The organism is uncultured Nocardioides sp., from assembly GCF_947488025.1.
In the GTDB taxonomy this organism is placed as follows: Bacteria; Actinomycetota; Actinomycetes; order Propionibacteriales; family Nocardioidaceae; genus Nocardioides.
Genome location: NZ_CANKYS010000001.1, coordinates 313754 through 330207, shown reverse-complemented (window position 1 = coordinate 330207; position 16454 = coordinate 313754). Strand labels below are relative to the sequence as shown.

The window sequence follows — 16454 nt, the reverse complement described above, 5'->3', positions numbered from 1 at the left end:
CTCCGGCCGGCTGCGCGCGAATGGGTACCGTCGACGCATGACCACCGATCAGTCCACCACCGACGACATGGTCGCCGAGTCCGCGCTCCAGCTGTGGTCGGCGGCCCAGACCGACTTCGACCCCTTCGAGGTCGACTCGTCCGAGTGGCCCGAGACGGCCGTGCCGATCCGCGACGCCGACATCGCCGTCGACACCCGCCTCGAGGTCGACGACGTACGCGCCGCCCTCGAGCGGCTCGACGGGGTGAAGGTCGTGGTGGGCCGGGAGGCCGGGACGCTCAGCGTGCTCCGGATCGTCCCGGCGGACGCGCCGCTGTAGGCGCCTCCTCAGCAACTGCGTGCGGCGGCTCCGGCTGCCGCAGCTCGGCCTGCACCGTCGCGAGGCGGACGAGGAAGGCGCGCTCGTCGAGCCGCTTGCGCCGCAGCCAGCCGGTCACCTCGTCGTTGCACTTGCTCGCGTTGCACGACGCGCAGGCCGGCACGACGTTGAGCAGCGTGTAGCGACCACCGCGGGAGATCGGCAGCACGCAGTCCTTCTGCAACGACCCGCCCGTCGCGCCGCAGTAGGCGCACCCGCCCCATGCCTCCTGCAACGCGGTCCACTCGCTCGGGCTGAGGTCGTGCTCGACGCTCGCCATCCGCCGCTGGCGCTTCCGGGACGCCCGGGCTCGGCGGGTGCGGGACGCTGGCACGGGCTCAGGCACCGTCCTCGGTCAGGGTGGTGACGGGCAGCCAGTCGGCCCCGAGGAGCTGGGCGAGGTCGGCGAGGCCGGTGGTGTCGCTGCCCACGGTGTCGGAGGCCGCGGCGATCCGCTCCACCATCACCTTGCCGACCTGCTCCTCGACGGTCCCTTCGGCATAGGCGATGTGCCACGGCGAGACCTGGTGGTCGCGGTGGGTGCGACCGGTCACCTGTCGTCCGGCGATGCCCGAGAAGCGGGCCTGGTGGAAGACACCGACCCGCGGCTCCGTGCTCGCGCTGCGGCCGTCGGCGAGGGTCTCGCCGGCGTGCAGGCTGATCGAGGCGACCGTGGTGAAGACGCAGACTCTCGCCTGCCCGGTCTGGAACCGGAGCCGCTCCGCCTCCGGCTCGAACCGGTCGCGGCCGTAGATCGTGGCGACCTCGATGCCGGAGTCGCGCAGCCGGTCGGCGATCGGGTCGGCGGCGGTCGCGACGAACTCGACCGAGCACGCCACCTGCCGCTCCGCCTGGGCCTGCTGGGCGATCCAGTCGACCGTCGAGTCGACGCGGATGAGGCCGGCCTTCTGCCGGAAGCGCAGCAGTGCGGCCCGTCCCTTGGCGACGTTGCGGCCGCGCCGGGCGATGTCCATCTCGCGGCAGAACTCTCCCCACTCGGCCTCGTACGCCGCCCGCTCCGCCGGCGTCAGCGTGACGGGCATGCCGGAGATCGGCACCGGGCCCCACGGCGCGGCTCGGTGCAGCATCGCTGCGGGCCGCTCCTCGTCGAGCCAGCCGCGTACGAGCTTGAGGTCCGCCGCACGGCGCGCCGGATCGGTGGTCCACGTCGCGCCGTAGCGTCCCCGCTCCATCCCGACGCCGTGGCGCTCGAGGGCGCTGGCGAACGTGTCCGCCGGCTTCGTCGCCGAGGTCCACTCCCGCATCGACTCGCCGAGGACCTGCGCATACGCCGGAGCCAGGTAGGGCAGCTCCAGCGGCGTGTGTCCGGGCGTCGCGGTGGTCGCGATGACGAACGGCGCCTGGTCGTGCGGCTTGCCGTGCCCGGAGATCCGCGCCCACAGCTTCCACCGCTTCGTCGTCGTACGCCGCAGGGCATGGGCCTCGTCGGCGATGATCACGTCCCAGGTGTGGTCCGTGACCTTGTCCAGGCGGTCCCACGTGATCACGACCCACTCCAGGCCGCCGTGCCCCAGCGCCGTGATCGTGCGGCACCAGTGGCCGATCGTGATCGCGGCCGGCCGGTCGGCGACGACGAGCACCCGCTGCGCACCGCGGAGGTCGCCCACCGCCGTCGCCCCGAGCACTGCGGAGATCGTCTTGCCCACGCCCGGCTCGTCGGCGAGCAGGAACTGCCGCCCGCCCGCCGCGGCGCGCGCGGCGATCGCATCGGCTGCCTCGAACTGGATGCGTCGCGGCTCGAGCGCGTCGGTCGGCTCGGGGTCGGGGGTCGGGTCGTCAGGATTGAGGGTGTTCTCGACGAACCGCCCCAGCGTGTAGGGCCCGGGAGAGTAGGGCGCGAGGTGCGCCGGCAGGGTGCGCCCGACGTGGAGGTGGGTCTTGAGTGCCGGGTGCCAGCTGGCGCCGTCGACCTGGGTCCCGTAGGGCACGTCGAGCACCCACAGCCGCTCGCCCGGACCGGCGACCGGCAACGGCCGCTGGTGCTGTCGCGCGCCGCTCCGGCGCGAGGACGCGCTGCGTCGGCGTGCGCCGGATCGTCGAGAGCTGGCCACCACCGGACGGTATCGGGGTCTCGGACGCGAACTGGTGCGGCTCGCCCACGTCCGCCGCCACCGGCCTATCTGCGTCGGTGGAAGCGGTGGTCGCCGTTGGGGAGGCGTTCGGTGCGGTAGGCGGGGTCGTGGATCCGGTGATGGTGGTGGTGGCAGAGCAGGACGCCGTTGTCGAGGTCGGTGGGTCCGCCGGGTTGCCAGGGATCGAGGTGGTGGGCCTCGCACCAGGTGCCGGGGGTGTCGCAGCCTTCGGCGCGACAGGTCTTGTCGCGGATGAGGAGTGCCTTGCGTTGGGCGGGGGTGAAGAGGCGTCACCGCCGGCCTCGTCTCCCGGGACGAGGCCGGCGCCGATGAGGTCGGCGGTGGCGAGGTCGGCCTTCAGCGACTCGAGGTCGATGGTGACGACGAGGGTGGTGGCGTCCCCGCCGTGGACGGGCAGGCGGGTGGGGTCGAGGGTCTCGAGGAGCTGGACGAACGCCTGGCCCATCCGCTTGGGGTAGGCGAGTCGGGCGACCGGGTCGCCCGCTGTCGCGTGAGGGTCGCGCGTCACGCGGGCTTCGCGGTCCCGCTCGACTCGGGGGTTGGTGAAGGCTTCGAGGATGGTCGCGAGGCGGGTCGCGGCGGCATCGGGGACGCGGGAGGAGACGCGGGTGGTGCCGTCACCGAGGCGGCGCATCGTGAGGCGGGTCTTCTCGGCGGCGTGGGCTTCGAGGTCGGCCAGCCGGGCGGCCTCAGCGGCTTCGGCGAGGTGGGGGGCGATGACGTCGAGGATGCGTCGCCCGATGCGGGCGAGCTCCTTCGGCCCGAACTCGCCTGCGTGGTCGACGAGGTGCTTCTCTGCCAGTGCGACGGTCTCGGCGTCCACGGCCGCGGGCAGCGCACCGAGTGCTCGCTCGATCACCCGGGCCTGCGCCAGCGATGCCGCGCCGTCGCGCATCGCCGCCGCCAGGGCGGGCCGGTCGCGGTCCAGTGCCTGGGCCAGGCGCAGGTCGGCGCGTGCGTCGGCGTACGAGGAGCGGGTGTGCTGCGCCAGCCAGCCGGCAGCATCACGGGCGGCCGTCGCCTCAGCCAGATCACCGGCGTCGGTGAGGATCCGCAGCCGCAGCTCGGCCAGCTGCGCCTCCGCAGCCGCGAGCTCGACCAACGCGCTCGCCTTCTCACTCGTCGTCATGAACGTCGGGTTCGCGTCGGCGACGCCTTTGAATGACGCGCGGACGTCGCAGGCCGCAGCGATGATCGGGTGAGGTGTCACGGGCGGCCTCCTTCGACGACGGTTCCACGCCGCGCGCAATCGCGGCAGGTCAACGGGTCGTCACCAGGACGCCAACTGGGCCGAGGCCCTCGTAGCACACTCCCATCCAGGAGTTCACGGACAGCCTGGTCGCCGAAGACACTATCCGCACGTGTGTTCGCACACTCGGTTCAGCGGTAGCCGTTGGTGGTGGCCTGAGCCCTCCGCCTCGGCGAGGAGCAGCGCGCAGTCAGACCCGAACTGACCGGCGTGCGTTGGGCGCCTCACCTAGGGTCACCGCATGAGAGCCGACGTGGTGGTCGTGGGCGCCGGGCTGGCCGGCCTGCGGTGCGCCCAGGCGCTGGCCGAGGCCGGACGGGACGTCGTGGTCCTCGAGGCCTCCGACGGGGTGGGCGGGCGCATCCGCACCGACCGCGTCGACGGGTTCCTCGTGGATCGAGGCTTCCAGCTGCTCAACCCCGCCTACCCGGCCGTACGCCGGTGGGTCGACGTCGACGCCCTCGGCCTGCAGCCGTTCGGCGCCGGCGTCGCGGTACGCACCGAGACGGGCCTGGACCTGCTGGGGCACCCGCTCCGCAACCCGGCGCTGGTCCCCGCGTCGCTCCGCACCGCGGTACGGCGCCCGCGGGAGGTCGCCGCGCTCGCGCGCTGGGCGGCCCCGCTGCTGAGACCGCGTCCCGTGCGCGAGCTGGTCGACGTGCTCGAGGCACGCGCCGACGTCGACCGGCGTACGGCGCTGGACGGGGCCGGCGTGGACGGGCTGCTGCGACGCGTGGTCGACCGCTTCTTCGCCGGTGTGCTGCTCGAGGACGACGGCAGCACCGCCGACCGCTTCGCCCTGCTGCTCACCTGGATGTTCGTCCGCGGGGTCCCGGCCCTGCCGAGGGACGGCATGCAGGCCCTCCCGGCCCAGCTCGCGGGCACGCTCGGCGACCGGGTGCGGCTCGGTCAGCCTGCGCGTCGCGTCAGCGGCACGTCGGTCGAGACCGACGACGGCAGGTGGACCGCCGACCACGTCGTCGTCGCCACCGGCGCGCCGGAGGCGGCCGAGCTCACCGGTCTGCCCGTGCCGGCGACCAAGGGCGTCGTCACCGTGTGGTGGTCGGCCTCCACGGCGCCCGACGCCGACCTGCTCCACGTCGACGCGCGGCGGACGCCCGCCGGGCCGCTGGTCAACGCCGCCGTTGTCTCGCGCGCCGCACCGTCGTACGGTCCACCGGGACGGCACCTCGTCCAGGGCTCGGCCCTGCTGCGGGACGGCCACGACACCGACGCCATGCGGCGCCACGCAGGCGACCTGCTCGGGGTCGACCCGGCCGGGTGGGAGGTCGTCGCCCGCCACGAGGTGCCCCACGCCCTCCCGGCGCAGCCGACGCCGTTCAGCGCGGCCCGTCCGGTGCGTCACGGCGACCTCGTCGTCTGCGGCGACCACCGCGACACCGGCTCGATCCAGGGCGCGCTCGTCAGCGGCCAGCGCGCGGCGGAGTCCCTGCTGTGAGCGGGCGACGGGTGGTCGTCGTCGGTGCGGGCCTCGCGGGCGTGGCGTGCGCCCGTGAGCTCCGCGCGGCGGGTGTCGACACCACGGTCGTCGACCGGGGTCACGTGCCCGGCGGCCGGATGGCTGCCCGCACCCTGTGGGAGCGCCGGGTCGACCTGGGCGCGTCCTACCTCACCGTGAGCGATCCCGGGTTCGCCGCCGTCGTCGACGACTGGGCTGCCCGCGGCCTCGCCCACGAGTGGACCGACACGTTCACCGCCCTGGGCGACGGGGAGGCGGACAGCAAGCCCGGCCCCGTGCGATGGGGCGCGCCCCACGGCCTGCGGTCGCTCGTCGAGGACCTGGCCGCCGGCCTGGGCGTCAAGCGCCGCGAGGTCGGGGCGCTGGACGAGCTCGAGGCAGACGCGGTGGTGCTCGCCATGCCCGATCCCCAGGCCCGGCGGCTGGTGGGCGACCACCCCGTCGCGGCGGTCCTCGACCGGGAGTGGGAGCCGGTCCTCGCCGTCGCCGCGCGGTGGTCCGCCCGCACGTGGGACCCGGTGAGCCCGACGGTCCGGTTCGACGGTGCCTTCGTGAACGGCGACCCCGACGTCGGCTGGATCGCCGACGACGGCCGGCGCCGCGGCGACGACGCACCCGTGCTGGTCGCCCACACCACGCCCGAGCTGGCCGCGCGCCACCTCGACGACCCGGCCGGGGCAGCGCCCGCCGCGGTGCAGGCAGTCCGGCGACTGCTCGACGTCGGCGAGCCCGAGGACGTCCACGTCCACCGCTGGACCTTCGCCCGCCCGACAGGTCGACGCGAGGAGCCCTATGCCCTCGTCGAGGGCGACCGTCCGGTCGGGGTGTGCGGCGACGGGTGGGGCGCGGCGCCGAAGGTCGAGACCGCCTGGCTGTCCGGCGTACGCCTGGGGCGGGCGCTGGCGGCGCGGCTCACGTGACCTCGAGCAGTCCCCGCTCCTCGACCAGGTCGAGCGCCAGGGTGCGGTAGCCCTCGTCCTCGAACAGCACCGTGATGCGGTCCTCCTCGACGTCGGTGACCGTGCCGACGCCGAAGTAGCCGAGCATGAAGGCGGTGCGGCACCGCTCGGTCTCGGCGTAGGCCCGCATCATCTCCACCCGTGACCCGAGGAGCGGTGCGTCACCTCGGCCGGAAGCCGGAGCACATCACGCGGAGGTGCTCGATGACGTCCGTCCCCCGGTAGTAGGCCTGCTGCTCGGCGACGTAGGAACCGCCCGGCGTGGCGAGGTCGAAGCGGTAGCTGACGTGCGAGGTGTCGGCGACGTCGTCGCGCTCGGAGACGTCCACGACCCGCTCGATCTCGTCCGCCGGCTCGAACCACGCCCCGAACACCGTCTCCACGACCGCGTCGGGCCCGGTGCCCTCCCACGTCCGGCCGGGGGTCAGTCCGCGGAAGTCGACGTCGTCGGCCAGCACGGCGCGCAGGGCCGCCTCGTCCTTCGCGGCGATGGCGCGGGCCAGGCGCACGCCCAGGGTCTCGGTGTCGCTCACCCGCCCAGTCTGCGGCAGCGAGTCACCGCGCGGCCAGCACCGCGAGGTCGCGCTCGGCGTACAGCCGGTGCTCCCACTCCTCGTTGAGGACCACCCGCAGGCAGTCGGCGACCGTGAGGGACTCGGCGTCGCGGAGGAACGCAGTGGCCGAGGTGACAGGCCGCCTGAGCCCGTCGTCGGTGAGGTTCGCGAGCACCTCGGCCACCGTGGCCCGGCGCTGCGCCCGCACGACGAGCACCTCGTCCAGGGAGGGGCGTACGTCGCGGTCCCACGGCACGCCGTCGACGGCCGGTGCCTCGTCCCACGGCAGGTCCAGGGGGTGCCACGGGGCGGGGTCGGCGAGCACGACACCGCCGACCCAGCAGGCGTGCGCGAACCCGAGGTGGCGCAGCGTCTCGACGAAGGACCACTCGCCGTCGACCCGCTCGTGCAACAACGCGGGCGGCAGCCCCCGAGCCCGGTCGACGGTCCCGGCCCACAGTCGGTCGAGGGTGACGAAGGCCTCGCGGAATCCGTCGGCGTCGGTGGGACGCATCAGGGAGCGCTCGGGCATCCGCCGGTCGAGCTCCGCCTCGACGAGGGGGACCACGTCGACGCCGTTGACGACGAGCCGGCCCAGCTCGCCGTGGATCTCGAGGTCCGGCGCCTCGACGCCGGTCATCCGCACCCCGTCGAGGTACGCCGCGCGCACACGCGCGCGGCTCAGGTCGACGTCGTGCAGCTGGGCGTCGGAGAGGTCGACCCGGCGGAACGTCGAGCCGCTGAGGTCCTGCTCGGTGAAGTCGGTCATGGACGCGAGGCTAGGAGGCGTTGCGGACGATCCGCGACCGGTTCGATGATGGCGCCATGACCGATGCACCCCGCACGCCCGGCACCGTCGCGGTTCCCGGCGCCCTCCTGTCCTTCGACGTCGTCGGCGACCTCGCCGACGCCACGCCCGAGTCCCCGCCACTCGTGCTGGCGGGCTCGCCGATGGACAGCACCGGCTTCGGTAGCCTCGCGTCGAGGCTCGACGGCCGCGTGCTCGTGCTGACCGACCCGCGCAACGTGGGCCGGAGCACGCGCGAGGACGACACCGCAGCAGTCACGCCCGAGCAGCACGCCGAGGACCTGCACGCCCTCGTCCAGGCGCTCGGCGTCGGCCCGGTGGACCTGTTCGCCTCGTCCGGTGCCGCGGTCAACGCGCTCTTCCTCGTCGCGGCGCACCCCGACGACGTACGCATCCTGGTGGCCCACGAGCCTCCGATGGCCCCGCTCCTGCCCGACGGCGCTGCCATCGGCAGGGCGTGCGACGAGCTGGTGGCGGCCTACGACACTGCCGGCATCGGCCCCGGGATGGCCCGCTTCATCAGCCTGGTGATGCACCGCGGTGAGTGGACGGGCGACGAACCCGTCCCGGACCCGGCGGTGTTCGGCCTGCCGACCGAGGACGACGGCTCGCGCAACGACGGCCTCATGGCCAACATGCGGGGCGAGGGATGCACCCGCGTCCCCGACCTCGAGGCCGTCCGTGCCGCTCCCACCCGCGTGGTGCTCGGAGTGGGGGAGGAGTCGGGCGGACCCGAGGACGGCGAGATCGCCGGACGGGCCGGATACGCCGTCGCGCGTGAGCTGGGCGTCGAGCCGGTCGTCTTCCCCGGCGGGCACAACGGCTTCCTCGGCGGCGAGTACGGCCAGACGGGCAAGCCGGACGAGTTCGCCGCGCGGCTGCGCGAGGTGCTCGCTACCAGGTGAGCTCGATCTCGACCTCGTTGTCGTCGCCGAGCTCGACCTCCACCTTGAGCCGCACCTCGTCGGGCACGGCCACCGTGACGCGGCCGCCCTGCCGGGTGAACTCGACGGAGTTGTGCTTGGCGAGCGAGTCGGCGAGGGCACGCAGCCGGGCGGCGGCCTCCTCGCGGGTCATGGTCTGCGTCTCGTCCATCTCGAAGAGGTCCATGCCCCGAACCTAACGACTGCGGCCGACGATCTACAGCCCCAGCATCCGTCCGATGATCTCCTTCTGGATCTCGGTGGTGCCGCCGTAGATCGTCTGGATGCGCGAGTCGGTGTAGGCCTTGGAGATCGGGTACTCGTCCATGTAGCCGTAGCCGCCGTGCAGCTGCACGCCGGCGTCGACGACCCGCTTCTGCAGCTCGGTGGTCCACCACTTCGCCATCGACGCCAGCGCGGTGTCGACCTCCCCGGCGTTGAGCCGCAGCACGCAGTCGTTGATGAACACCCGCGCGATGTGGGCCTCGGTGGCCATCTCGGCCAGCACGAAGCGGTTGTGCTGGAACTTCCCGATCGGCCTGCCGAAGGCCTCGCGCTCCTTGGCGTAGGCCAAGCACAGGTCCAGCACGTGCTCGATCGCGGCGACGGCGATGCAGCCGATCGAGATGCGCTCCTGCGGCAAGTTCTCCATCAGCGAGACGAAGCCGGAGCCCTCGGCGCCGAGGAGGTTCTCCTTCGGCACCCGTACGTCGGTGAAGGACAGCTCGGCGGTGTCCTGTGCGTGCAGGCCCATCTTGGCGAGGTTGCGGCCGCGCTCGAAGCCCTCCATGCCGCGCTCGACGACGAGCAGCGAGATGCCCTGGTGGCCGGCGTCCGGATTCGTGCGGCAGACCACGACGACCAGGTCGGACAGGATGCCGTTGGAGATGAAGGTCTTCGAGCCGTTGAGGACGTAGTGGTCGCCCGCGTCGACGGCCGTGGTGCGGATGCCCTGGAGGTCGGAGCCCGCGCCCGGCTCGGTCATCGCGATGGCGGTGACGAGGTCGCCGGAGACGCAGCCCGGCAGCCAGCGCTGCTTCTGCTCCTCGGTGCCCAGCGAGGAGATGTAGGGGACGATGATGTCGGTGTGCACGGCGAAGCCCGGGCCCGACGCCCCCGCCCGTGCCGACTCCTCGGCGAGCACCATGTTGTAGCGGAAGTCCTTGATGCCCGGCCCGCCGTAGGCCTCGTCGACGTCGAAGCACAGCAGCCCCCGCTCGCCGGCCTTGCGCCACACCTCGCGGTCGACGACACCTGCCTCCTCCCAGGCGGCGTGGTGCGGCGCGACCTCCTTGTCGAAGAAGGCGCGTGCGACGGCGCGGAAGTCCTCGTGCTCCTGCTCGAGGATGCTGGGGCGGTCAGGCATGGGATCCCTCTCGGTGGGCGGATGCGTTGAGCTCGTCGAGCATGGACAGCGGGCCGAGGTCCTCGAGCCGGTGGCCGTGCGGGTAGGTCGTCGGGCGGTGGACGTACGCCGTGCGGCGCGGGAGAGCGAACCGCAGCAGCCGTCCGCGCAGCCGCAGCCCCCCACGCACGGCGCGGACGAACCACCGTGGCTGGCGCGGGAGGCCGAGGGCCTCGCGCAGCCGCTCGTCCATCACCGCGATGGTGACCCGGCGCGTCAGCGGGCGGAGCGGGGGAGGGGCGATCTCCTTCGCGACCCGGATCGACGCCTCCGCCAACCGCGTCGCCGCCGGGGTGTGGGCGAAGTACCGACGCTCGTGGTCGACGAGCAGCGCCAGGTAGCCGTCGTACGTCGTCGGCAGGCCCTTGATCCCCATCAGCTCGCCGAAGCGCGTGGTCACCCTGGTGATCGCGGCGAGCTCGATCGGGTCGAGGCGGCGCCAGCCGTAGGCATCGATCCAGCGGACCGGCCCGACGATGGTCGTGGCGAGGACGTAGGCCAGCTCGCGGTCGGGGATGTCGTAGTGGCCGTGGATGCGGTTGAGCCGGCGCAGCGCGGCGTGCGAGCGCGACGAGTCGATGCCGTCGAGGGTGGCCTCGTCGCCGATGAGGATGGTGTCGTCGTAGCGCTTGGTGCCGTGGTCCTCGAACTCGCGGGTGCGGTCGAGGAGGGCGGCGATCGACGGGATGCCGTAGTCGCGCATGAACGCGATGCCCGTGCCCTGCGAGTAGTCCCAGGGGAACTCGAAGCGGGCGGTCAGGCGCAGGATCTCGTCGTGGTCGACCTCCGGGTCCAGGGACCGGATCCGACGGAGGTTGGCGAAGCGGCCCGGCGCGTGGACGAGGCTCAGGACACCCATTCCTTCACCTGTGCGACGGTGGCTGCGGGGTCCTCGGAGACGGGCGTGATGTTGAGGTCGGTGACGCCGGCCTCGCGGAAGGCGGCGATGCGCTCCTTGACGTACGACGCCGGGCCGACGAGGTTGGCCGCCTCGAGCCACTCGGTCGGGACGAGGGCCTCGGCCTGTCGCTTCTTGCCGGCGAGGTAGAGGTCCTGGATCTCCTCGGCCTCCTTCTCGTAGCCGTAGGCGCGGGCGACGTCGTTGTAGAAGTTCTTGCCCTTCGCGCCCATCCCGCCGACGTAGAGCGCGAAGACCGGACGCGCGAAGTCGAGGAGCGACGTGGTGTCGGGGCCTTCCCCGATCGCGACCATGCCGCCGGCCATCACCTGGAGCGGGCCGAGTCCGTCGAGCCGCTTGGCGGTGCCGGCGGCGAGCGCGTCGCCCCAGACCACGTGCGCCTTCTCCGGGTGGAAGAGGTGGGGGATCCAGCCGTCGGCGATCTCGGCGGTCTGCGCGACGTTCTTCGGGCCCAGCGCGGCGATCCAGATCGGGATGGTGTCGCGCTCGGGTCGGGTCAGCAGCTTGATCGGCTTGCCGAGCCCGGTGACCGCGCCGTGCTCCTTGTCGAGCGGCAGGTGGAACTCGCCGTCGGCGGACAGCGGCTCCCGCTTGAGACCGCGCCGGATGATGTCGACGACCTCGGCCGTGCGCGCCATCGGCTTGCGGTAGGGCACGCCATGGAAGCCCTCGATGACCTGCGGCCCGCTGACGCCGAGACCGAGGATGGCTCGTCCCTGGCTGACGTTGTCGAGCCCGGCCGCGGTCTGGAGCAGGGCGCCCGGCGTGCGGGAGTAGATGTTGAGGATGCCGGAGCCGATCTGCACGGTCTCGGTGCGGGCGGCCAGGTAGCCCATCAGCGTGGGCGCGTCGAAGCCGTAGGCCTCCGCGACCCACACGCTGTCGAGCCCCGCCCGCTCCAGCGCGACCACCTCGTCGGCGGCCTTGCGCGGGTTGCCGTCGTACATCAGCAGGGTGGCGAGACGCATGCCTCAACTGTGACAGTGGCACTGTCACGACGGCAAGGGTGGTGTGTGTCGGCGACCAGCCGAACGCCGCGACTGAGCCCTACTGGGGGCAGGTCTCGCGGTAGGCCAGGTCGCCGAAGTTCTCGGTCCACTCCTCCCGCGTGAGGTCGCGGCCGACCGCGCGGCAGGCGAACTCGACGGCGCTGTCGGTCGAGAGGTCCCAGTCGTAGGCCATCCCGGTGGACCAGTCGAGGAAGCGTGCCGTGCGGCCGTCCGGCAGGAAGGCGCCGCTCGCCGCGACGGCCAGCGGCAGGGCGATGGTCGAGGTGGGGGTCACTGTCCCGGCGTCCCACACGGCGACCAGGCCGTTGGGGCTCGACGACAGCAGCCGGGTCCCGTCCGGGGAGAAGATCACCTGCGACCTGGGGTTGCCGCCCCACTCCCGCGCCGGTGCGACCTGGCGGCCCGTGGACAGGTCGATGACCTCCACGTCGGCTCGGTCGCCGGCCTGGGCGGCGTCCCCGTACTCCCCGCCGCCGATGACGGCGCGCGTGCCGTCGGGTGACACGTCCAGCCAGTGCCCGTACCTCATCCCCAGCGTCCCTCGTCGCACCACGACACCGTCCACCAGGTCGACTAGCGCCCAGCCGACGCTCGGGAGCACGAAGTTGCCGGAAGCTGGGCCGCCGCCGAGGAGGACCACAGCCGTGCGCCCGTCCGGGCGTGCGACGACCCAGGACACGGGCTCATCCATCTCGACCGGCGTGCCCACCCGCTCGAGTGAGTCACCGTCCAGCAGGGTGATGGTCCCGTCGAGCTCGGCCACGGCGAGGCGGCTCCCGTCGGGGGTGTAGTCGAGCTCGGTGAGCTTCCCGGAGGGAAACACCGCCTGCTGGCCGGTCGGCTTCCCGGCGCCGTCCCACACCTCGACCCGTGGCCCCGCCGCGGTCGCGAAGTGCTGCCCGTCGGGGTGGAAGGCGCCGTAGGTGTGCCGGAAGCCCCCGGGCCCGGGTATCACGCCGACCCTGCCCGTGCGGTAGTCGGAGAGGACCCATCCGCCGTCGGCCAGCACCACGGATCGCTGGCCGTCCGAGGCCATGACCCCGAACTGGCCGCTCCAGCCTGAGGACGTCGGCACGGTCGACACGTAGCCCCTCTCCCCGGTGAGGTCCCAGCGGCGCAGGGCGGTGCCACCCCGACCTGACGCATGGACGAACGTCCCGTCGGCGGAGTAGTCGACGGCGTTGGCGTTGCCGCGGTCGAGGGAGAAGATTCCGCGAGGCTCCTTCGCGTCGACGACCTTCCACTCCCGCACCTCGCGCTCGTCCGAGCTGACCACGATGAACCTCCGCCCGTCGGGACGGACCCGCAGGCTCATCAAGAAGGAGCCCTCGGAGGGGTACCTGGTCAGGACCTCCCCGCTGGACCCGTCGACCCGGGTCGGGGTGTTGTTGTCGATACCGAGGACGTCACCGTCGGGGAGCACTGCGAGGGACCAGAACCAGTCGCGCGGGACGAGCACGCGAGAGGCGCCGGTGGCCACCGAGCGTCGGGTCAGGGGGTGGGACGTGAAGAGGACCTCCCCGCGCTCGTCGAGCGCGACCTGCGGGAGGACCTTGCCGATGAACCGGAAGCGGCGGGGCGCGGCCCCGCTCTGGAGGTCCCACACGAGCGCCGCGCCGCGGATCCGGGAGGCACCCACGTCCGCCGTCCTCTGCAGACCCGCGGTGAAGTGGCTCGCGTCGCCACTGAACGACAGGTCGGTGACCTGCCACCCGCGACCCGGCAGGCCGCGCAACGTGGGTGCCGGCTCGAGGGTGGGCACCGAGAGCAGCTCGAGCACCTGGCCACTGGCGGGGGTCCACGACACAGCCAGCCAGCGGCCGTCCGGGCTGAACTCCACCTGCCTTCCCACCTGGGCGCCCAAGGTGACCACCGGAGCGCCCTCCTGCCGATCACCGACGAGCCTTCCGGTGCTCGCGTCGTAGAGGCGGAGGTGGTGCGACTCGTCGAGGATCGCGACGTACTTCCCGTCGGCGCTCGCGTCGATCCCCAGCGGGAGGTCACCCTCGATGGGGGTCGAGGCGAAGAGCTCGGGCCGCTTGCCGATGGCGGCGAGCAGGCTGCTCGCGGTGCCCGTGCCGGGGTCCAGACGGGTGCCTGCGACGGCGAGGAGCAGGGAGGTGTCGACGTTGCCGGTGACCAGCGCGCTCGCACCGGCGCGGCGGGCGACGGCCTGGATCTCCGAGGCTGCTGCCGCGGCCGCGTTGTCGTCGGCCCGGTCCCACTGGAACAGGGCGACACCCGCGCCGGCGGCTGCGAGCAGGAGCAGCACGACGGCCCCGGCGAGCACCTGTCGGAGGCGCGAGATCAGGCGGGCCTGCTCGCGCGCGCGGGTGACCGCGCTCTGCTCCTCGATGTCGGCCTGCGCGCGGGAGGCCGCGAGGAAGTCGCGCTCGACCACGGTCAGCGTGGCGCCGGTGCGCGCCCGCCAGTCCAGCGCGCGGGTCAGCCGGACGCCACGGTAGAGCTCGCTGTCCGGCCGGCCCAGGCTGTCCCACGCATCCGCTGTCGAGCTCAGGTGATGCAGGATCCGACGGCCGTCGACGTCGTCCTCCAGCCACCCGCGCAGGCGCGGCCAGGCTCGGGCGAGGGACTCATGGGTGATCTCCAGGACGCCGTCGTCGCTGGTGACGAGCCGCGCCGAGACGAGCATCTCGATCAGCCGGTCGCGCGCGGCGTCCGTGCCGACGAGACGCCGGGGGACCCGGGTGCGCACCGGCTCCCCCTCAGGCCCGGGGGAGAGCAGGCGCAGCACGAGGTCGCGCAGCGCCTCGCGCAGGTCGGGCTCGACCCGGGCGTAGAGACGCTCGGCCGACTGCGCCACCGCGCCGTGGATCCCGCCGCTGGCCCGGTAGCCATCGACGGTGAGGGTGCTCCCCTCACGCCGCTTCCACGTCTCCAGCAGCGCGTGCGAGAGGAGCGGCAGGGCGCCGGGGTCGTCGCGGACCTCGGTGACGAGGAGGTCGACCAGCCCGGGCTCGAGGATCAGCCCGGCCTGACGGGCGGGGCCGGTCACCGCGAGGCGGAGGCCGCCCTCCTCGAGCCCGCCGACGAGGTAGAGGCCGCGCTCGACGAGCCGGCTGAAGGCGGCGTGGGCCGTCAGGTCGGCGAGCCGGTCGGCACGCAGCGCCACCACGACGGGCCGGCTGTCCGCTTCCCCGACCAGCGCGTCCAGGAAGGTGCGGGCCTCGACCGGGTCCTCGCACAGCGTGAACAGCTCTTCTGCCTGGTCCACGAAGAGGGCGTCACCGGGACGGGCCGGGCTGAGGGCCGACAGGGCCTGCACCGGGTACCGGCCCGGGGTGATCGTCACCAGCGCCGTGCCGCGCTGGCGGAGCCGAGCGCCCAGGCCGGCCCGCATCAGCGACGACTTGCCCGACCCCGATGGGCCGACCAGGGCGAGCAGGCCCTGACGGTCGAGGATGGCCAGGCAGGTCTCGATCTCCTCCTCGCGCCCGAAGAACCGGTCCGCCTCGGTGACGTCGTAGGCCTGCAGTCCCTGCCACGGGCAGGTGGGCACCGCCACGGACGCCTCGTCGTGTCGCAGCGAGGGGTCCTGACGCAGGATCGACTGCTCGAGGGCGGCGACCTCCGGCGCCGGGTCGATGCCCAGCTCACGAACCAGGACCGTGCGGAGCTGCCGGATGGTGCGCAGCGCCTCGCCCTGGGCACCTGTGCGGTACTGGGCCAGGGCGAGGAGCTCCCAACGGCGCTCCCGCATCGGGGCGGCACGGACCATCTCGTAGGCGCGGGGGAGGGCCTCGCGGGCGTGGCCGCCACGGAGCTGCGCGTCCAGCAGGAGCTCCTCGGCATCCCGGCGGAGCTCCTCGAGACGATCGGACTCCCGCCGGGCGGGCGGCCACTCGACGAGGTCCACGAAGGCCCGCCCGCGCCACAGCTCGAGCGCCTTCTCCAGCAGGAACGAGGCTCGGTCCGCCTCACCCAGCGCGAGGAGCTCGCGGCCTCGTGCCACCTCTGCCTCGAACCGCTGGGCGTCCACGTCGTCGGCACGGGCCCGGAGCCGGTAGCCGTCGCCCGTGGTCTCGATGGCGTCGGCGCCGAGTGCCTTGCGGAGCCGGACGATGCACGACTGCAGGTTCTTGTGGGCAGACGCCGGCGGGCTGTCGCCCCAGAGCGCGTCCGCCAGCTCGTCGGACGTGACGGATCGTCCCTGACGGACGGTCAGGGCCTGGAGCACGACACGGTCGCGCGGACCGAGACGTCCCGAGCCGTCCACGGCCAACGGACCGAGGACCTGGATGCCCACACCGCCACCGTGCTCCCCGTCGGACGCGGCGTCAACGGGGCGGATACCGCACGGATACCGCGGACGGGCCCGCCGGATACCGCCCCGTCGGAACGTCGTACGGGTCGGGCGCCCCGTCCGGCGTCACCACCGTTCGAGAGGACACGACCATGACCATCACCCTTGCAGTTCGCACCTTCCTGGTGGCGACCACCGTCGCTGCCGCGGGGCTTGCCACCGCCGCCTGCGGGGAGGAGGTGCAGCCTCCGTCCCAGGACATCGGGGTGCAGCTGCCCGAGCCCGAGGTCAAGCACTACGAGCCGGCCTGCAACACCCGCGCGGCGGTGCGCCCGTGCCCCAGCGACGCGCCCACCGGCGGCACCCGCAACCGCATGAGGTTCGACGACGAGCTCGAGCCGCACAGGTGAG

16 protein-coding genes and 1 pseudogene are annotated in these 16454 nt (G+C 73.3%); 5 read left to right on the top strand and 12 right to left on the bottom strand.

What is annotated here, in order from left to right; translation table 11 throughout:
- Nucleotides 1-37: 37 nt before the first annotated feature.
- Nucleotides 38-319, top strand: coding sequence for a hypothetical protein (locus tag Q1B24_RS01505; RefSeq protein ID WP_299922461.1), 282 nt, complete (start codon nucleotides 38-40; stop codon nucleotides 317-319).
- Here the strand turns inward: Q1B24_RS01505 and Q1B24_RS01500 are convergent.
- The 4 genes and pseudogenes from Q1B24_RS01500 to Q1B24_RS01490 form a co-directional block, all read right to left on the bottom strand.
- Nucleotides 279-692, bottom strand: coding sequence for an HNH endonuclease signature motif containing protein (locus Q1B24_RS01500; protein WP_299922458.1), 414 nt, complete (start codon nucleotides 690-692; stop codon nucleotides 279-281). The genes Q1B24_RS01505 and Q1B24_RS01500 overlap by 41 nt on opposite strands.
- A 4-nt stretch (nucleotides 693-696) precedes the next feature.
- Nucleotides 697-2307 carry a helicase gene (locus tag Q1B24_RS01495; protein WP_299922456.1) on the bottom strand — a complete coding sequence of 537 codons (1611 nt, stop codon included), beginning with the start codon at nucleotides 2305-2307 and terminating at the stop codon, nucleotides 697-699.
- Between the two features lie 188 nt (nucleotides 2308-2495).
- Nucleotides 2496-2705 (bottom strand): HNH endonuclease signature motif containing protein, encoded by a 210-nt coding sequence (locus Q1B24_RS21815; protein WP_366916413.1) that lies wholly within the window; start codon nucleotides 2703-2705, stop codon nucleotides 2496-2498.
- 68 nt (nucleotides 2706-2773) lie between these two features.
- Nucleotides 2774-3601 (bottom strand): annotated as a pseudogene (locus tag Q1B24_RS01490) (DUF222 domain-containing protein); the annotation flags it as partial.
- 361 nt (nucleotides 3602-3962) lie between these two features.
- On the opposite strand from Q1B24_RS01490, the gene Q1B24_RS01485 reads away from it, so the two are divergent.
- Together Q1B24_RS01485 and Q1B24_RS01480 are read left to right on the top strand one after the other, a co-directional pair.
- Nucleotides 3963-5180, top strand: a complete 1218-nt coding sequence (locus tag Q1B24_RS01485) for an NAD(P)/FAD-dependent oxidoreductase (RefSeq protein WP_299922454.1) — start codon at nucleotides 3963-3965, stop codon at nucleotides 5178-5180.
- Nucleotides 5177-6121 carry an FAD-dependent oxidoreductase gene (locus tag Q1B24_RS01480; RefSeq protein ID WP_299922452.1) on the top strand — a complete coding sequence of 315 codons (945 nt, stop codon included), beginning with the start codon at nucleotides 5177-5179 and terminating at the stop codon, nucleotides 6119-6121. Before Q1B24_RS01485 ends, Q1B24_RS01480 begins: the two co-directional genes overlap by 4 nt.
- On the opposite strand, the gene Q1B24_RS01475 is transcribed toward Q1B24_RS01480, so the two are convergent.
- From Q1B24_RS01475 to Q1B24_RS01465, 3 genes are read right to left on the bottom strand one after another with little or no spacing between them, the layout of a single operon-like run.
- On the bottom strand, nucleotides 6114-6299 hold the full coding sequence (locus Q1B24_RS01475) for a hypothetical protein (RefSeq protein WP_299922450.1): 186 nt from the start codon (nucleotides 6297-6299) through the stop codon (nucleotides 6114-6116). The genes Q1B24_RS01480 and Q1B24_RS01475 overlap by 8 nt on opposite strands.
- Before the next feature lie 22 nt (nucleotides 6300-6321).
- Nucleotides 6322-6693, bottom strand: coding sequence for a hypothetical protein (locus Q1B24_RS01470; protein WP_299922448.1), 372 nt, complete (start codon nucleotides 6691-6693; stop codon nucleotides 6322-6324).
- Between the two features lie 22 nt (nucleotides 6694-6715).
- Nucleotides 6716-7483, bottom strand: coding sequence for a DinB family protein (locus Q1B24_RS01465; protein ID WP_299922445.1), 768 nt, complete (start codon nucleotides 7481-7483; stop codon nucleotides 6716-6718).
- 56 nt (nucleotides 7484-7539) lie between these two features.
- Here Q1B24_RS01465 and Q1B24_RS01460 point away from each other — a divergent pair, with 56 nt between their 5' ends.
- The gene (locus tag Q1B24_RS01460) at nucleotides 7540-8427 is read left to right on the top strand and encodes an alpha/beta hydrolase (RefSeq protein WP_299922443.1); all 888 of its coding nucleotides are present in this window, start codon (nucleotides 7540-7542) and stop codon (nucleotides 8425-8427) included.
- Here Q1B24_RS01460 and Q1B24_RS01455 read toward each other — a convergent pair.
- The 5 genes from Q1B24_RS01455 to Q1B24_RS01435 all read right to left on the bottom strand — a co-directional run bounded on the left by Q1B24_RS01455 (nucleotide 8417) and on the right by Q1B24_RS01435 (nucleotide 16046).
- Nucleotides 8417-8632 carry an amphi-Trp domain-containing protein gene (locus tag Q1B24_RS01455; RefSeq protein WP_299922441.1) on the bottom strand — a complete coding sequence of 72 codons (216 nt, stop codon included), beginning with the start codon at nucleotides 8630-8632 and terminating at the stop codon, nucleotides 8417-8419. The two genes, Q1B24_RS01460 and Q1B24_RS01455, sit on opposite strands and share 11 nt — an antisense overlap.
- A gap of 30 nt (nucleotides 8633-8662) precedes the next feature.
- Entirely contained in the window at nucleotides 8663-9811 is a 1149-nt protein-coding gene (locus Q1B24_RS01450) for an acyl-CoA dehydrogenase family protein (protein WP_299922437.1), read from the bottom strand.
- Nucleotides 9804-10709 carry an oxygenase MpaB family protein gene (locus Q1B24_RS01445; protein WP_299922435.1) on the bottom strand — a complete coding sequence of 302 codons (906 nt, stop codon included), beginning with the start codon at nucleotides 10707-10709 and terminating at the stop codon, nucleotides 9804-9806. The genes Q1B24_RS01450 and Q1B24_RS01445 overlap by 8 nt, the downstream gene beginning before the upstream one ends.
- Complete coding sequence (locus tag Q1B24_RS01440; protein WP_299922431.1) at nucleotides 10697-11737, bottom strand: LLM class F420-dependent oxidoreductase; 1041 nt, start codon at nucleotides 11735-11737, stop codon at nucleotides 10697-10699. The genes Q1B24_RS01445 and Q1B24_RS01440 overlap by 13 nt, the downstream gene beginning before the upstream one ends.
- A gap of 79 nt (nucleotides 11738-11816) precedes the next feature.
- Nucleotides 11817-16046 (bottom strand): BTAD domain-containing putative transcriptional regulator, encoded by a 4230-nt coding sequence (locus Q1B24_RS01435; RefSeq protein ID WP_299922429.1) that lies wholly within the window; start codon nucleotides 16044-16046, stop codon nucleotides 11817-11819.
- A 149-nt stretch (nucleotides 16047-16195) separates the two neighbouring features.
- On the opposite strand from Q1B24_RS01435, the gene Q1B24_RS01430 reads away from it, so the two are divergent.
- Nucleotides 16196-16453, top strand: a complete 258-nt coding sequence (locus tag Q1B24_RS01430; protein ID WP_299922427.1) for a hypothetical protein — start codon at nucleotides 16196-16198, stop codon at nucleotides 16451-16453.
- Nucleotide 16454: the final 1 nt, after the last annotated feature.